Source organism: Pseudomonas sp. 7P_10.2_Bac1 (assembly GCF_025465935.1).
GTDB lineage: Bacteria > Pseudomonadota > Gammaproteobacteria > Pseudomonadales > Pseudomonadaceae > Aquipseudomonas.
This window is the reverse complement of sequence record NZ_JANLNV010000009.1, coordinates 21,115-35,887: the sequence shown is the minus strand read 5'-3', so window position 1 is coordinate 35,887 and position 14,773 is coordinate 21,115. Positions and strand designations below refer to the sequence as shown.

Sequence of the window (14,773 nt, the reverse complement as noted above, 5' to 3'; positions counted from 1 at the left end):
AGGGTACTCATTAATAAACAAATTTATAGATAGGTTGTAGCAGATATTTATGCTTTTTCATCAATGAAATGACCTCTAGGATTTAGTCCATCGCCTTACAGCCCCTACAGATGGAGCCTATCTCTCATGTCTAATGTTTTGATCGTTGAAAGCAGTGCTCGCTTACAGGATTCGTTTTCCCGCGAACTGACTCAGCAGTTCATCAGCCATTGGAAGACTCTCCATCCGGCTGACCAACTGACTGTTCGCGATCTGGCAGCTAATCCGGTGCCACACCTGGACGCTGATTTGCTCGGCGGCTGGATGAAGCCCGAAGCGCAGCGTAGTGCAGCCGAGCAGCAATCGTTGCAGCGCTCCAACCGGCTGACCGACGAACTGCTGGCAGCAGATGTCGTGGTCCTGGCGGCTCCGATGTACAACTTTGCAATTCCCAGCACACTCAAGGCCTGGCTGGACCATGTGTTGCGTGCAGGCCTGACCTTCAAATACACCGACACCGGGCCACAGGGCCTGCTGACCGGCAAAAAAGCCTATGTGTTGACTGCCCGTGGCGGCATTTATGCAGGCAGCGCCGCAGACCACCAGGAGCCGTACCTGCGGCAAGTGCTGGCCTTTATCGGAATTCACGATGTGACCTTTATCCATGCTGAAGGCATGAACCTGGGCGGTGATTTCCAGGAAAAAGGGTTGAACCATGCCAAGGCCAAGCTCTCTGATGTGGCATGAGCCCGGTCTGTTAATCGACAGATAATCGTTCCATGGCTTAATTCGCATCACTGCTCCTTCAAGCAAGCGGTTCGCGCATCGAACCTCCCTTGGCACTTTCTTTGAGTGCTATCGCCCGATCAGCTCTACGCTGGATCGGGTTTTTTTTTGCCTGCGGTTTACGGGCCGATAGCGCTGCCTGCTGAAAAACCGCTAAGGTCGCGTCCATTCAATTTCGGGCGAGAGATTTATGGGTTACTTGTTGGTTGTAACGCTCATCCAGGCGTTTTCTTTCAGCCTGATTGGCGAATATCTGGCCGGGCATGTCGATAGTTACTTCGCTGTGCTGGTACGTGTGGTGCTGGCCGGCCTGGTGTTTATCCCACTGACACGCTGGCGTCAGGTCGAACCTGGCTTTATGCGCGGCATGCTGGTGATTGGCGCCCTGCAGTTCGGCATCACCTATGTGTGTCTGTATTTGAGCTTCCGCGTGCTCACCGTGCCCGAAGTGCTGTTGTTCACGATTCTGACGCCACTGCACGTCACCCTGATCGAAGACGCGCTCAATCGGCGCTTCAACCCGTGGGCGCTGGTCGCTGCGCTGGTGGCAGTCTCGGGGGCTGCGGTGATTCGTTTTGACAGCATCAGCCCTGACTTTTTCAAAGGCTTCTTGCTACTGCAACTGGCCAACTTCACCTATGCCGCTGGTCAGGTGTTGTACCGTCGCTTGGTGGTGCGTTATCCGAGTGACCTACCGGGTTACCAGCGCTTCGGATTCTTTTATGTCGGCGCACTCGTCGTGGTGTTGCCTGCCTTCTTGCTGTTCGGCAAAGCCCACTTTTTACCCGATGCACCGTTGCAGTGGGGCGTGCTGCTGTTTCTGGGCCTGGTGTCGACGGCGCTGGGCATGTACTGGTGGAACAAGGGCGCCTGCCTGGTGAGCGGTGGCACCCTGGCGGTCATGAACAACCTGCATGTGCCGGTCGGTCTGCTGCTCAACCTGCTGATCTGGAACCAGCACGAACCGTTGGGCCGTTTGTTGTTGGGCGGCACGGTGATTCTGTTGGCCGTCTGGATCAGTCGGCTAGACCGCAGGGCTGTGAGGGGCTAAGGTCTTTAAGGCCTAACTAACGCCTTAAAGGGGAGTAGGAATGACAGTCAAAGTGTTGATCTTGCCGGGCCTGAATAACTCGGGGGAAGATCATTGGCAAACGCGCTGGGAGAAGAACTACAGCGGACTGAAACGGGTCAAGCAAGACGACTGGAACACGCCGGTGTGCGCTGACTGGGTTCAGCGATTACACGACAAAGTCACTTCCAGCCAGCGACCGGTCGTGTTGGTGGGGCACAGTCTTGCGTGCAACCTGATTGCGGCGTGGTCGAAACAGTACCCCAACGATGCCAAAAACCGGGTTCGCGGCGCATTGCTGGTAGCCCCCAGCGACACTGAAGCGCCGAGTTATCCGCAAGGTACGTCAGGTTTTACACCCATGCACCTGGGCCTTTTACCCTTTGACTCGATAACCGTGGCCAGCACGGATGATCCCTATGTGAGCGTTGAGCGGGCGACAGCCTTCAGCCAGGCCTGGGGCAGTGAATTGGTGTGGTTGCAGCAAGCCAGGCACATCAACCATGAGAGTGGCCTGGGTGACTGGCCCGAAGGCATCAAGTTGTTGTTCCAGCTGACCGGCGATCCGCAGTTCAAGCACACCTGAACGGCTGCCCAAGCGAGAGGCTGCGATCAACGGTTACCCGTGGATCGCAGCCTTTTACTTATTGCATATCGATTTGCTGTGGCTCTTTTTCCTCGGGCCCTTTGATTTTGCTCAAGAGCCCATTACGCAAGTCGTTGCCGCTCGGCTGTTGATACAAGCTCAGGCCGAACTCAGGCAATACCGAGAGCAAGTAGTCGAAGATATCGCCCTGAATCTGCTCGTAATCGTCCCACACGGTGGTACGCGTGAAGCAGTAGATTTCGAGGGGAACACCCTGCGGGGTGGCTTGCAGTTGGCGCACCATGCACGTCATGTTCGGTTGGATCTGTGCGTGGCTTTTCAGGTAGGCCAGTGCATAGGCACGGAAGGTGCCGATGTTGGTCATGCGCCGACGGTTGGCGGCCAGTGAGGCCACCTTGCCCTGTGCCTCGTTCCATTTTTCGAGTTCGATTTTTTTGCGCACCAGGTAGTCGCTCAATAAGCGTACTTTTTCCAGGCGTTCTTCCTGTTCATCACTCAAGAAACCGATTTGTCCGGCATCGATAAAGATACTGCGCTTGATCCGCCGACCACCGGACTGCTGCATGCCGCGCCAGTTCTTGAACGATTCGGACATCAGGCGCCAGGTCGGAATCGAAACGATGGTCTTGTCAAAGTTCTGCACTTTGACGGTGTGCAAAGTGATGTCGATCACGTCGCCGTCAGCGCCCACTTGCGGCATTTCGATCCAGTCGCCGACACGCAGCAGATCGTTGCTGGTCAACTGCACACTGGCGACAAATGACAGCAGCGTGTCTTTGTAAACCAGCAGGATGACCGCAGACATTGCACCCAGGCCCGAGAGCAGCAGCATGGGCGAGCGGTCGATCAAGGTCGCGACAATGATGATCGCGGAAAACACATACAGCAGCATTTTGCCGAGTTGGACATAGCCCTTGATAGGGCGGGTCTTGGCGTAATTGGTGCGCGAATAAATATCGAGCAAGGCGTCGAGCAGGGCACTGATGACCCGCGTCAGCACGAAAATAGTGATGGCTAGTGCCAGATTGCCGAGGAAGTGGCGACCGTTCTCGGTCAGATCAGGCACCAGGTTGCGTCCGAACTGGATCATCAACGAAGGCGTCATTTGCGCAATGCGATGAAAGACTTTGTGTTCGCGTAAGTCACTGACCCAATGCAGTGCGGGTTGGCGTGCAAGCATTTTAGTAACGCGCAAGATGATGATGCGAGCGATGTGACCGGCAAACAGGGCAATACTCACTAAAATGATCAGGCCCAGAATTGCCGACACCCAGGGATGTTGTTCCAGATTGGCCCATAGGCCCACGATTTGGCTCCAGAGTGTTTGAGTATCCATAAGTTAAAGCGTTATCCCAAAAAGAAATGGCCGTGTGATTAGAGCATCTCAAGGCGATTTATGGGCCGTTAATGGACTAAAGACCCTAAAAAAGCATTTGTTTCGGGCCGTTGATGCAAAGAAACTCGGCCTGAGCGCTCGAAACCGTTACTCTATGCCGCTGATTTTTCGCATTTCTTCGAGGTAGCACCCGTGTTTTCCGATTTCGCCCTGCACGAACGCCTGCTTAAAGCTGTGGCCGAGCTTAAATTTGTCGAGCCTACGCCTGTGCAGGCAGCGGCCATCCCGCTCGCGCTCGAAGGGCGTGACCTGCGGGTTACAGCTCAAACCGGGAGTGGCAAAACCGCCGCTTTCGTCCTGCCGATTCTCAACCGCCTGATCGGCCCGGCCAAAATCCGTGTCAGCATCAAAGCGTTGATTTTGCTGCCAACCCGTGAACTGGCCCAGCAAACACTCAAAGAAGTTGAACGCTTTTCGCAGTTCACGTTCATCAAGTCCGGCCTGATTACCGGCGGTGAAGACTTCAAGGTGCAGGCCGCCATGCTGCGCAAGGTGCCTGACATCCTGATCGGTACGCCGGGTCGTTTGCTTGAGCAACTGAACGCCGGCAACCTGCAATTGAACGACGTCGAGGTGCTGGTGCTCGACGAGGCCGACCGCATGCTCGACATGGGATTTGCCGAAGACGTGCAGCGTCTGGTTGATGAATGCCCGAACCGTCAGCAGACCATGTTGTTCTCGGCCACCACCGGTGGTTCGGGTCTGCGCGACATGATCGGCAAGGTCTTGACCAACCCGGAGCATTTGCAGCTCAACCAGGTCAGCCAACTGAACTCCACCACCCGTCAGCAAATCATCACTGCGGATCACAACCAGCACAAAGAGCAGATTGTGAACTGGTTACTGGCCAACGAGACTTATCAAAAAGCTATCGTCTTCACTAACACTCGGGCCATGGCCGACCGTATCTACGGCCGTCTGGTGGCTCAGGAGTACAAGGCGTTTGTGCTGCACGGCGAGAAAGATCAAAAGGACCGCAAGCTGGCCATCGATCGCCTGAAGCAGGGCGGTGTGAAGATCCTGGTCGCTACCGACGTAGCTGCCCGCGGCCTGGACGTTGAAGGTCTGGACCTGGTCATCAACTTTGACATGCCTCGCAGCGGCGACGAATACGTTCACCGCATTGGTCGTACCGGTCGTGCCGGTAACGATGGCCTGGCAATTTCGTTGATTTGCCACGGTGACTGGAACCTGATGTCCAGCATCGAGCGCTACTTGAAGCAAAGCTTCGAGCGCCGAGTGATCAAGGAAGTCAAAGGCACCTACAGCGGTCCGAAGAAAGTCAAGGCTTCGGGTAAGGCCGTGGGCGTCAAGAAGAAAAAGACGGACGCCAAAGGCGACAAGAAAAAAACCGGCGCCAAGGCACCGACCAAGCGCAAAACCGCCAACCGTCCCAAGTCCGATGCTCCGTCCCTGGTCAGCAACGACGGCATGGCGCCGCTCAAGCGCCGCAAGCCGGCCCCGGCTGCTGAGTAACGCTCACGGGTAAAGACTGCCTCGCGAGCTTTTCAGAGCAAAAGATCGCGAGGCACACTCGCTCCTGCAGATTCTGTAATACCCCTCAATAAAACGAACGTTCAGCCTTGAACGTCAGCAACCCATCGCACTGCGGATTTTGCCCCGAGTAGGCTGAGCAATCACCGCCGTCGAGGCTGGAGTCGCTGTAGATCACGTTCAGGTTCATGCCCATCCAGGGGCGTGAGAAGGTGATCGACCAGTCATTGAAGGTACGCACGCTGCCGCCGTCGGCGATGGAAACCGGTGTGCCCAATTGATGCGTGGTGTATTTCACGCTAACCCCAATACCCAACGCACGATTGGCGCCTAAGTCGGCAAATACGGTGCTGTCGCGTCTATCCGGATCATTGGTGAATGCCGCGCCGATCCGGGTGCCCAACAGGGTAAGCCCCGCATAAAACTGCTGGCTGTCCAAAGGGCTGACCTTGGGGTAACTGTAATGAATCATCCCCAGTTCATAGCTCAGGGTCTGGTCAAAAGGGTGTTTGTAACCGAGGTAGGAGTCGACTTCCAGGTTACTGCCGGGCTTGAGGCCCATGGTTGGTGCCCATTGGCCGATGTACCAGCCACTGTTGTGCGTGAGGTCCAGGCCACCGTGGAACGTCGAGCCCGGGCTGGTTGGCTTGACCAGGCCCTGGGCCATGCTGCGGCTTGGTTGAGTGCCCATCTTGAGGTCGAAATCGCCCAATTCGCGGGAAAACACTTGTGCGTTTACCGCCGCGCTGGACAGCAAGGTGCCGGTGAGTAATAACGCCCGTGTGAGCATGGGTCACTCCCTTGACAGCTGGATGCAGTGATTGGCTCGAAGGCTTGCTCTAGAGAGGATCAAGAATACGGATGTAGACCGGCAGATGGGCGCCGTTCGTCGATTTCCTGGATATTGCGCAGCGGGGGAGCAACCCCGTCAGAAGTCCCAGCGCTTTGGGAGGCAAAGCGCATCAGGACCAGAATGGAGCGGAGATATTACTTTTTACCCAGCGAAATTTGCTTGGATGCGCCGAAAGTTTGGCCGCTGACGCCTTTGTCAATTTGCTGGATTTCGCCGCCGGATTTCAGGAATGCTGCAATTTGAGCATTGATTGAATCACTGGTTTCAACAGCGGGCGCTGGCTTTACTTTGCTGGCGGATGCTTTTACACGCATGGCGGCTATTCACCTGTAGAAAATAACTTGGCCGCAGATAGTAACTGAATTACGTGATAATTGCTTGGTAAATATCTCTCTGGATTATTATAAAGACCATCATCAGGCCCATAATCAACACTCTAATAGTCCGCTAACTCGCTGTTTTAATTCATATCATCGGCATGCATTTAAGCGGTTCAGGCTGGCGTGGGGCCTGCGTCGGGCTGACGAGTGGTCCCATGGAGCAGGGGAAAATCCCTGATAAATCAGGCCTTTTGCAAAAAAATTGAACGCCGTGCTGCAACCCCCCGATTCGCCGGGCCAAACTCGGGTAGAATGCGCCCCACGTAATGAGGGTATTGGACATGGCTTTAATCGGTCGCTACAACAGCTTGCAAGTGGTTAAACACACTAACTTTGGTTTGTATCTGGACGGTGGGGCAGACGGAGAAATTCTGTTGCCCAATCGTTATATTCCAAAAGATATTCCCAGTGAAGATGAAGATTGGCTCAATGTATTTGTTTATTTGGACAGCGATGACAAGTTAATTGCCACCACTGAAAAACCAAAAGTTCAAGTAGGTGAGTTTGCCAGTCTTAAAGTTGTGGAAATCAATAGCATAGGTGTTTTCCTTGATTGGGGATTGCCAAAAGATTTGCTGTTGCCGTATTCCGAAGAAAAACGCCAGATGACCGCTGGCGAATATGTTGTCGTGCACGTTTACCTCGACAAACATACCCGTCGCATCACGGCTACAGCCCGCCTGGACCGCTACCTGGACAAAACCCCGGCTAATTACCAGGTTGGCCAGGAAGTCGATCTGCTGGTGGCTGAAGCTACGGACATGGGCTTCAAGGCTGTGATTAACAACAAGCATTGGGGCTTGATCCACAAGAACGAAGTGTTCAAGTTTCTGCGCGCGGGCAAGCAAGAAAAAGGCTACATCAAAGAAGTTCGCCCGGACGGCAAGATCAGCCTGAGTTTGCAGCCTGTGGGGCAGCAAGCGGCCAGCAGCTTGAACTCGAAGATCCTCAGCAAGTTGCGTGAAAACAACGGTGTACTGCCGGTCAGTGATAAAAGTTCACCGGACTTGATCAGCAGCCTGTTTGGCGTCAGCAAGGGCAACTTTAAAAAGGCCATTGGTGCGTTATACAAAGAAGGCAAGATTGTGATCCACGCCGACCGCATCGAACTGGTTTAAGCAAGCGGTCGACGGATGTGGTGCTGGTCTTTACCCCGGGCATGCCTTAAACCGCACGTTCGGGGATTTCGGCAATGGCTACAAAATTGATCAACTGCAAAGCCAGCACGCCGGCCAGCACTAAACCGCTGGCCGCGATGATCAGTGCTGGCTGTAAGCCGCCACTGACATGGCTGCTAACCGCCGCGAGCAAAGGCCCGCACAACTGGCCGACGGCAAAGCAGGCCGTCAGCAAGGCCGCGTTGCGCGCAGTGGCGTGGGGGGCGATATCTCGCGAGCTTTGCATCACCAGCGGCATACAGGCCAGAAAAGGCGTCCCACACAAGATCACACCTAGTGCCAACCCTGCGCTGCTGGGCAGCAAGCACGCCAGAACACCTGCCGCTTGAACCCACAACGCCGCCATCAGCCACAGGCGAGTGGTACGGGGCGAGGGGCGATGAAAGCTGATCAACACCACACCGATCGCGGCGCACAGCCCGAATGCCGGCCAGAACAGATCGGCTTGCCACTGACCGTGAAACTGCGCGCTGGCCATTTGCGACAAGAAGGTCGCTGGAATGATGTAGCCCAGACCGTATAAGGCATAAATTGCCCCTAAGCGGGTGATGCCCGGGTGACGTGGGCTGGACGGTGCCGCTTGCGCTTGTGGGGCAAGCGCGTTCGATTGCGGCAGGATCGGCATGATAACCAGCAACATCAGCAAGGCCGCCACTGCATAAATCAACCACAGCATGGATGAGTTCTGCCCGTGGACGTTGGCAAACAGTGCCAGCAACCCGGTGAGTACAACGCCGGCGCCTGGCCCGGCGAACACCAGGGCACCCAAGCGAGGACGGTTGCTGCTGACGGCCACCTGTTGGCTCAGGGCGGTGATCATCACCATGACCCATGCACTGGCCGCCCCGGCGCCAAAGCGCAGCAGCAAATGCGGCCAAAAGCCTTTTGCCCAGTATGAAACCAGCGTTAGCAGCACACAGAGCCACAGGCCGATGTGCAGGCGGCCGCGTACTTGCTCAGGGCGCCTGGCGCGGATGGCATCCAAAGCGCCGATCAAATAACCCAGGTAGTTGGCGGCGGCAATCAGCCCGGCGCCGGTCAAGTCGATCTGACCTTCGCTGATCAAGTGCGGCAACTGCGGTGTGAGTGAAAAGCGGCCAATACCCATGGCCATCATGAGTGCGATAAAGCTGGCGAGTAAACGAGTCAGGGGTGACATGCTGTTAATTCCCGAGCAGTGACAATGACCGTCAGGCTAGTGGTAATTGACTTTCTATAAAATTGAATAATAGTGAGTTACTTGTTCAGTTTTGGAGAAAGGCGTGGAGTTCAGTCAATTACGAATATTTCAGGCCGTGGCCGAGGAGGGCTCGATCACCCGCGCGGCTGAGCGCCTGCATCGCGTGCCTTCCAATCTGTCGACGCGGCTCAAGCAACTGGAAGAGCAGATGGGGGTCGAGCTGTTCATGCGCGAGCGTCAGCGCTTGCAACTGTCCCCAGCGGGCAAGGTGTTGCTCGATTACACCGAGCGCCTGTTTGCCCTGCGTGATGAAGCGCTTGGGGCCGTTCAAGGCGGAGTGCCGTCCGGCAAATTTACTCTCGGGACGATGTACAGCACCGCGGCCATACATTTGCCCGGCTTGCTGGCGCACTACCACCGCACCTACCCGGCAGTGAACTTGCACGTACAGTCGGCTCCGAGTGCAGAGTTGCTCGAAGGGTTGCTCACCGGGCGCCTGGATGCCGCCTTGGTTGACGGCCCGCTGGAGCTGGCGGGGTTGGATGGTGTTGAGTTCTGCGAAGAACAACTGGTGTTGATCAGCGATCTGGATCACCCGCCGATCACCCGCGCCCAGGATGTGCAAGGGCGTGAAGTGTTTGCTTTTCGCCAGGGCTGTTCCTACCGCACCCGGCTTGAGGCCTGGTACGCCAGCGATCGGGCAGCGATGGGGCGGGTCATGGAGATCGAGTCTTATCAGGGCATGTTGGCCTGTGTGGTGGCAGGCTCAGGCGTCGCGTTGATGCCCGCCTCGATGCTGGCTAGCTTGCCGGGCCGAGAAAGCGTTGGCGTACATCCCTTGAAACAACCTTTTGCCTCTGCCACTACATGGTTAATGTGGCGAAAGGGCATGCTGGGCGCCAACTTGAATGCGTGGATAGCGTTGCAACAGGCGCTGCCTCAAAACCACAACCTGAATGCGGTGCCACAACGGGTGTCGGCATAACCAAAAAAGAGGAGCACTAGCCTAAAGTTCATTGACCTTAAGCAAGCATCTTGTAGGAGTTAGGACTATCATCTGTACGAAGCGACCAAGGAACCCGGTCGCAAGAGTGGCCCCAAGGGGGAAATATGAAAGACAAACTGAAAACTTGGCTGCATGACGTCGGCGTTGCCCTGGGCCTGATTGAGCCTCCATTGCAACCGATTCCGATTCCCGTCGAAGATCCGCGTCGCCGTCCGCAACGTCGCCGTTGAAGCGCTAGCGCGTGATACCGAAAAAAAACGGGCACGACCTCCGACGTCGCGCCCGCTGAAGAAAGTGGGTATCAGGCAGCGTTGGCCAATGTGGCTGGACGACGATCCAGCAGGCTGACCACGATAAAGCTGATGAGGCCTACGCCCAGGCTGTAATAGATAGGCGTGTTGGCGTCCAGACCATCCTTGAACATGAAGACCAGTGCCGTGATAAAGCCCAGGCTCATGCTGCTGATGGCGCCTGCCGTGGTGGCGCGCTTCCAGTAAATCGCCCCAATCAATGGCACCAGCATGCCGCCAACCAGCAGGTTGTAGGCCAGCGTGAGCGCGCTGATCACATCGTTGACCACCAGCGCGATGGCCAGAACCACAAAGCCGGTGAGCAAGGTGAACAGGCGGTTGATCTTCAGGCTCGACTGCTTGCCGCCACGCAACTTGGGCAACAGGTCTTCGGTCAAGACGGTGGAGGCGGCGAGCAAGCCAGCGCTGGCAGTGGACATCATGGCTGCCAGGGCTGCTGCAATCACCAGCCCGCGAATGCCGTCCGGTAGCGAGACTTTAACAATGGCGGCGAATGCGTTGTTGACGTTGCCCAGATCCGGGATCAACACATGTGCGGCCATGCCGATCAGAGCGCAGGTCAGGCCGTAAAGGATGCAATAGAAGCCTGCAAACGTACCGGCGTACTTGGCTACTTTGTCCGTTTTAGCGGTAAACACCCGCTGCCAGATGTCTTGGCCGATCAAAATGCCGAAGAAGTAGATCATGAAGTAGGTGACGATGGTTTCCCAGCCAATGCTGGTGAAGTTGAAGTCTGAGGCCGGCAGTTTGCTCACCAGCTCATCCCAACCACCGACACGGTAGAGGCAGATCGGCAGCAGCACGAACATCAGGCCTACGGTCTTGATCACAAACTGCACGATGTCAGTCAGGGTCAGCGACCACATCCCGCCGATGGTCGAGTACACCACTACAACACCGCCACCAAGCAGCACAGAGACCCAGAACGGCAGGCCGAACAGCACTTCCAGCACGGTGCCGATGGCCAGGATCGACGTTACGCCAATCATCAGCGCATAGGCCAGCATGATCACCGCACTGGCCTGGCGAGCCATCGGGTTGTACCGTTTTTCCAGCACTTGGGTCACGGTAAAGATTTTCAGCTTGAGCAATGGCTTGGCCAGGAACAGGTTGAGCGCGATGATCCCGCAGCCCAGTGCCGCGCACAGCCAGAAGCCCGAAATCCCGTGCACATAACCCAAACGTACCGTACCCACCGTGGACGCACCGCCCAGCACAGTGGCAGCCATGGTGCCCATGTACAGCGTCGGGCCCAGATTGCGCCCCGCAACCAGATATTCTTCGTGGGTTTTTGCCTTGCGCATGCCGTAGTAACCCAGCACCAGCATTGCCGCAGCGTAGATAAGGACGACTATTAGATCTAAAGCCATGATGGCGAGTCTCCGGTTATTTTTTTTATGATCGATCAGGCGATTTCAGGGATCACCGGTTTTTCGGGTGCAGCCTTGGGTGTGCTGCGTGGGTCGTGCGGGGCAAACACCTGCGCAGGCTCCGGGAACAGACTGAGCAAGGCCAGGTACATCAGCGACGCCAACCCGAGGGTTATTGGCAAGCTGATATCAATGCCATCGGCCAGATTGCCCAGCGGCCCCACGAACTGTCCCGGCAGGTTGACGAAGCACAGGCCAACCAGTGCGCTGGGGATCCAGGCACCCAGGCCACGCCAGTTCCAGCCATGATGGAACCAGTAACGGCCGCCACTTTCGCCACGGGTGAACACCTGCAAGTCATCCGGGCAATAGAACCCGCGACGCACGATCAGGCCGATCAACATGATCACCATCCATGGCGTGGTGCAGGTGATGATCAGCACGGCGAAGGTCGAGACGCTCTGCACCAGGTTCGCGGCGAAGCGTCCTATGAAGATGAAGGCAATCGACAGCAGACCAATCAGCACCGTTGCTTTTACCCGCGACAACACACGGGGAAACACACTCGATAAATCCAGCCCGGTGCCATACAGCGAGGTAGTCCCGGTGGACATGCCGCCAATCAGTGCGATCAGGCAAACCGGCAGGAAAAACCAGCTCGGTGCTACCGCCAGCAACCCGCCAACGTAGTTATTGGCAGCGATGTAGTCCGGCGCCTTGCTCGCGACGATGGTGGCGGTGGCCAGGCCAAACAGAAACGGGATCAAGGTGGCTATTTGGGCTGCAATCACGGCCAGCATGATGCGGTGCTTTGGGGTGTGGCGAGGGATATAACGTGACCAGTCACCGAGGAACGCACCGAAGGATATCGGGTTGCTCATCGCGACCAATGCGGCACCAATAAAGGCTGCCCAAAAGCCGGTCTGGCCCATTGCTACAGTGCCTGCGAAATGGCTGTCGAAGGCTGGAGCAAAAGCGAAGATGCCCAGTAAAAACAGCAAGCTGGCGGCCCACACGGCAATCCGGTTGACCCACAGCATGAACCGGAAGCCATAGATGCATACGGTCAGCACCAGAATCGCGAACAGGCCATAGGCCAGGCCCAGGCTGAGGTCGCTTTCTGGAAGGCCAATCATGCGCTTGGCCCCGCCGATCAACGCATCCCCTGAACTCCACACAGACAGTGAGAAGAAGGCGATGGCGGTCAGCAAGGAAAGGAATGAGCCAACAATCCGCCCGTGCACACCGAAGTGTGCCCCGGAAGATACGGCGTTACTGGTGCCATTGATCGGCCCGAACAGGCCCATCGGCGCCAGAATCACCGAGCCCAGCAGTACACCAAGCACAATGGCCCAGACACCGGCTTGAAACGACAAGCCAAACAGTACGGGGAAACTGCCCAGCACTGCAGTGGCAAAGGTATTGGCGCCGCCGAAGATCAGCCTGAACAGGTCGCTGGGCTTGGCACTGCGCTCGTTGTCCGGAATCTGTTCGACTCCGTGGGTTTCAATTTGACGCACACTATTTTGGTTGTTTTTATTATTCATGATCATCTCCGATCACATTGGCTAAGGGGAGGGCAGCCTTTCCGGCATCGCGGATAAATGTTCGTGACAGGCCAGCCAAAGGCCTTTTTGTTCTTGTGCGCGGGGTTCTTGTCTTTTAAAGACAATGGTCTCGCGCTCCTGGCTAAAGTACTGCTCCCCTTGCATGCGCAGCTCGGTGGCCACGTCATGCACAAAAATCGCCACGTCACCTTGCAGGCTGACAAAAGCGTTGCTCGAGGTACACGAAAGCACCTCGAACCCTTGCTCCTGCCGCCAGCTGTCCCACAACACCTGGTAGGCGTCGCGACTCAGCAGCGGTTCGGGCAAGGTGTAAAACACAAAGCTGGCATCTGCGCTGAAGGCGCCGAAATAAGCCTCGCGGTCATTACGGGCGAAGGCAGATACCAACTGTGCCGCAGCACTCAATACTTCATCGTGTGCGTTCATGGGCGGGCCTCAGCGATGGGCTACGCCGGGCAAGACGCAGAGCATTTCGTACAGCAAGTTCGCGCCTAACAGTGAGGTATTACCGGTGGTGTCGTAGGGCGGCGAGACTTCTACCAGATCGCAACCAATCAGGTCGAGGCCTTGGCAGCCGCGAATGATTTCAATGGCTTGAATGGTGGTCAGGCCGCCAATTTCCGGGGTGCCGGTGCCAGGTGCCCAGGCAGGGTCAATCCCGTCAATGTCAAAGCTCAGGTAAACCGGGCCGTTGCCGACTTTTTCGCGGACTTCTGCCATCAGTGGTTCCAGCGATTTGTGCCAGCACTCTTCGGCCTGAACCACACGAAAACCTTGTTTGCGGCTCCAGTTGAAGTCTTCAGCGGTGTAGCCCTGGGCGCGCAAACCGATTTGCACGACACGGTCGCAGTCCAGCAAGCCTTCTTCGGCGGCGCGACGGAACGTGGTGCCGTGGGCAATTTTTTCGCCGAACATGTGATCGTTTACATCGGCGTGGGCATCGATATGCACCAGGCCTACCTTGCCGTGCTTTTTATGGATAGCGCGCAGGATCGGCAGGGTAATGGTGTGGTCGCCACCCAGCGTCAACGGGATCACGTTGTGCTCGAGAATGTCATCGTAGGCCTCTTCGATGATGCGCACGGCGTCCAGCAGGTTGAAGGTGTTGATTGCCACGTCGCCGATATCCGCGACCGACAGCGAGTCGAAAGGGGCAGCGCCAGTGGCCATGTTGTATGGGCGGATCATCACGGATTCGGCGCGGATTTCGCGAGGGCCGAAGCGGGTGCCTGCACGCAATGATGTTCCGATATCCAGGGGCACACCAACAAAGGCAGCGTCCAGACCGGCAGCGGATTGCACGTGGGGCAGGCGCATCATGGTAGCAATGCCGGCGAAGCGTGGCATTTCATTGCCGCCCAGTGGCTGGTGAAGAATTTTATCCACGGGAAAGACCTCGTCGTTTGTTGTGGTTATTGCGGTCGATTCTGCGAAAGGCGGGCGGCGGGAAGAATCTCTATGGGCAAATACTTAGTTCAGATTTTTCTAAACTAATCCAAGGTCCCGAGTTAGACTCCGAGCCTAAAATATGCGCGCCACGTGGAGGAGCGTGCTTGTCTCGCGACCTTTTGAGCTTGAGATGAGCGCGAGATAAGC

15 protein-coding genes are annotated in these 14,773 nt (G+C 56.4%); 7 read left to right on the top strand and 8 right to left on the bottom strand.

The genetic code is table 11. The features are described from left to right. The first annotated feature begins 126 nt into the window (after positions 1–126). The 3 genes from NTD86_RS02070 to NTD86_RS02060 all read left to right on the top strand — a co-directional run bounded on the left by NTD86_RS02070 (position 127) and on the right by NTD86_RS02060 (position 2,420). Complete coding sequence (locus tag NTD86_RS02070; protein ID WP_262200496.1) at positions 127–726, top strand: FMN-dependent NADH-azoreductase; 600 nt, start codon at positions 127–129, stop codon at positions 724–726. 229 nt (positions 727–955) lie between these two features. Beyond that, positions 956–1,816, top strand: a complete 861-nt coding sequence (locus NTD86_RS02065) for a carboxylate/amino acid/amine transporter (protein WP_262200495.1) — start codon at positions 956–958, stop codon at positions 1,814–1,816. 40 nt (positions 1,817–1,856) lie between these two features. Next, positions 1,857–2,420 (top strand): RBBP9/YdeN family alpha/beta hydrolase, encoded by a 564-nt coding sequence (locus NTD86_RS02060; RefSeq protein WP_262200494.1) that lies wholly within the window; start codon positions 1,857–1,859, stop codon positions 2,418–2,420. Between the two features lie 58 nt (positions 2,421–2,478). Here the strand turns inward: NTD86_RS02060 and NTD86_RS02055 are convergent, their stop codons facing one another. Continuing rightward, on the bottom strand, positions 2,479–3,777 hold the full coding sequence (locus NTD86_RS02055) for a mechanosensitive ion channel family protein (RefSeq protein ID WP_262200493.1): 1,299 nt from the start codon (positions 3,775–3,777) through the stop codon (positions 2,479–2,481). A 192-nt stretch (positions 3,778–3,969) separates the two neighbouring features. On the opposite strand from NTD86_RS02055, the gene NTD86_RS02050 reads away from it, so the two are divergent. Then, positions 3,970–5,313 (top strand): DEAD/DEAH box helicase, encoded by a 1,344-nt coding sequence (locus tag NTD86_RS02050; RefSeq protein ID WP_262200492.1) that lies wholly within the window; start codon positions 3,970–3,972, stop codon positions 5,311–5,313. 85 nt (positions 5,314–5,398) lie between these two features. Here NTD86_RS02050 and NTD86_RS02045 read toward each other — a convergent pair whose 3' ends face one another. Both NTD86_RS02045 and NTD86_RS02040 read right to left on the bottom strand, forming a co-directional pair. Further along, positions 5,399–6,121, bottom strand: a complete 723-nt coding sequence (locus tag NTD86_RS02045) for a TorF family putative porin (RefSeq protein ID WP_262200491.1) — start codon at positions 6,119–6,121, stop codon at positions 5,399–5,401. Positions 6,122–6,318: 197 nt separating this feature from the next. Next, positions 6,319–6,498, bottom strand: coding sequence for a hypothetical protein (locus tag NTD86_RS02040; protein ID WP_048371526.1), 180 nt, complete (start codon positions 6,496–6,498; stop codon positions 6,319–6,321). 347 nt (positions 6,499–6,845) lie between these two features. Between NTD86_RS02040 and NTD86_RS02035 the strand changes: the two genes are divergently transcribed. Continuing rightward, positions 6,846–7,682 carry a S1 RNA-binding domain-containing protein gene (locus NTD86_RS02035; RefSeq protein ID WP_262200489.1) on the top strand — a complete coding sequence of 279 codons (837 nt, stop codon included), beginning with the start codon at positions 6,846–6,848 and terminating at the stop codon, positions 7,680–7,682. 46 nt (positions 7,683–7,728) lie between these two features. Here the strand turns inward: NTD86_RS02035 and NTD86_RS02030 are convergent, their stop codons facing one another. Continuing rightward, positions 7,729–8,901 (bottom strand): MFS transporter, encoded by a 1,173-nt coding sequence (locus tag NTD86_RS02030; RefSeq protein WP_262200488.1) that lies wholly within the window; start codon positions 8,899–8,901, stop codon positions 7,729–7,731. Positions 8,902–9,004: 103 nt separating this feature from the next. Between NTD86_RS02030 and ptrR the strand changes: the two genes are divergently transcribed. Continuing rightward, on the top strand, positions 9,005–9,907 hold the full coding sequence (gene ptrR / locus NTD86_RS02025; protein WP_262200486.1) for a putrescine utilization regulator PtrR: 903 nt from the start codon (positions 9,005–9,007) through the stop codon (positions 9,905–9,907). A gap of 125 nt (positions 9,908–10,032) precedes the next feature. Continuing rightward, positions 10,033–10,158 (top strand): PA1414 family protein, encoded by a 126-nt coding sequence (locus NTD86_RS02020; RefSeq protein WP_262200485.1) that lies wholly within the window; start codon positions 10,033–10,035, stop codon positions 10,156–10,158. Between the two features lie 71 nt (positions 10,159–10,229). Here the strand turns inward: NTD86_RS02020 and NTD86_RS02015 are convergent, their stop codons facing one another. From NTD86_RS02015 to speB, 4 genes are read right to left on the bottom strand one after another with little or no spacing between them, the layout of a single operon-like run. Continuing rightward, positions 10,230–11,609, bottom strand: a complete 1,380-nt coding sequence (locus NTD86_RS02015) for a sodium:solute symporter (RefSeq protein WP_262200484.1) — start codon at positions 11,607–11,609, stop codon at positions 10,230–10,232. 35 nt (positions 11,610–11,644) lie between these two features. After that, the gene (locus NTD86_RS02010) at positions 11,645–13,156 is read right to left on the bottom strand and encodes a purine-cytosine permease family protein (RefSeq protein ID WP_262200483.1); all 1,512 of its coding nucleotides are present in this window, start codon (positions 13,154–13,156) and stop codon (positions 11,645–11,647) included. Positions 13,157–13,177: 21 nt separating this feature from the next. After that, positions 13,178–13,603 (bottom strand): YybH family protein, encoded by a 426-nt coding sequence (locus NTD86_RS02005; protein WP_262200482.1) that lies wholly within the window; start codon positions 13,601–13,603, stop codon positions 13,178–13,180. Between the two features lie 9 nt (positions 13,604–13,612). Beyond that, positions 13,613–14,563 (bottom strand): agmatinase, encoded by a 951-nt coding sequence (gene speB, locus NTD86_RS02000; RefSeq protein WP_262200481.1) that lies wholly within the window; start codon positions 14,561–14,563, stop codon positions 13,613–13,615. Positions 14,564–14,773: the final 210 nt, after the last annotated feature.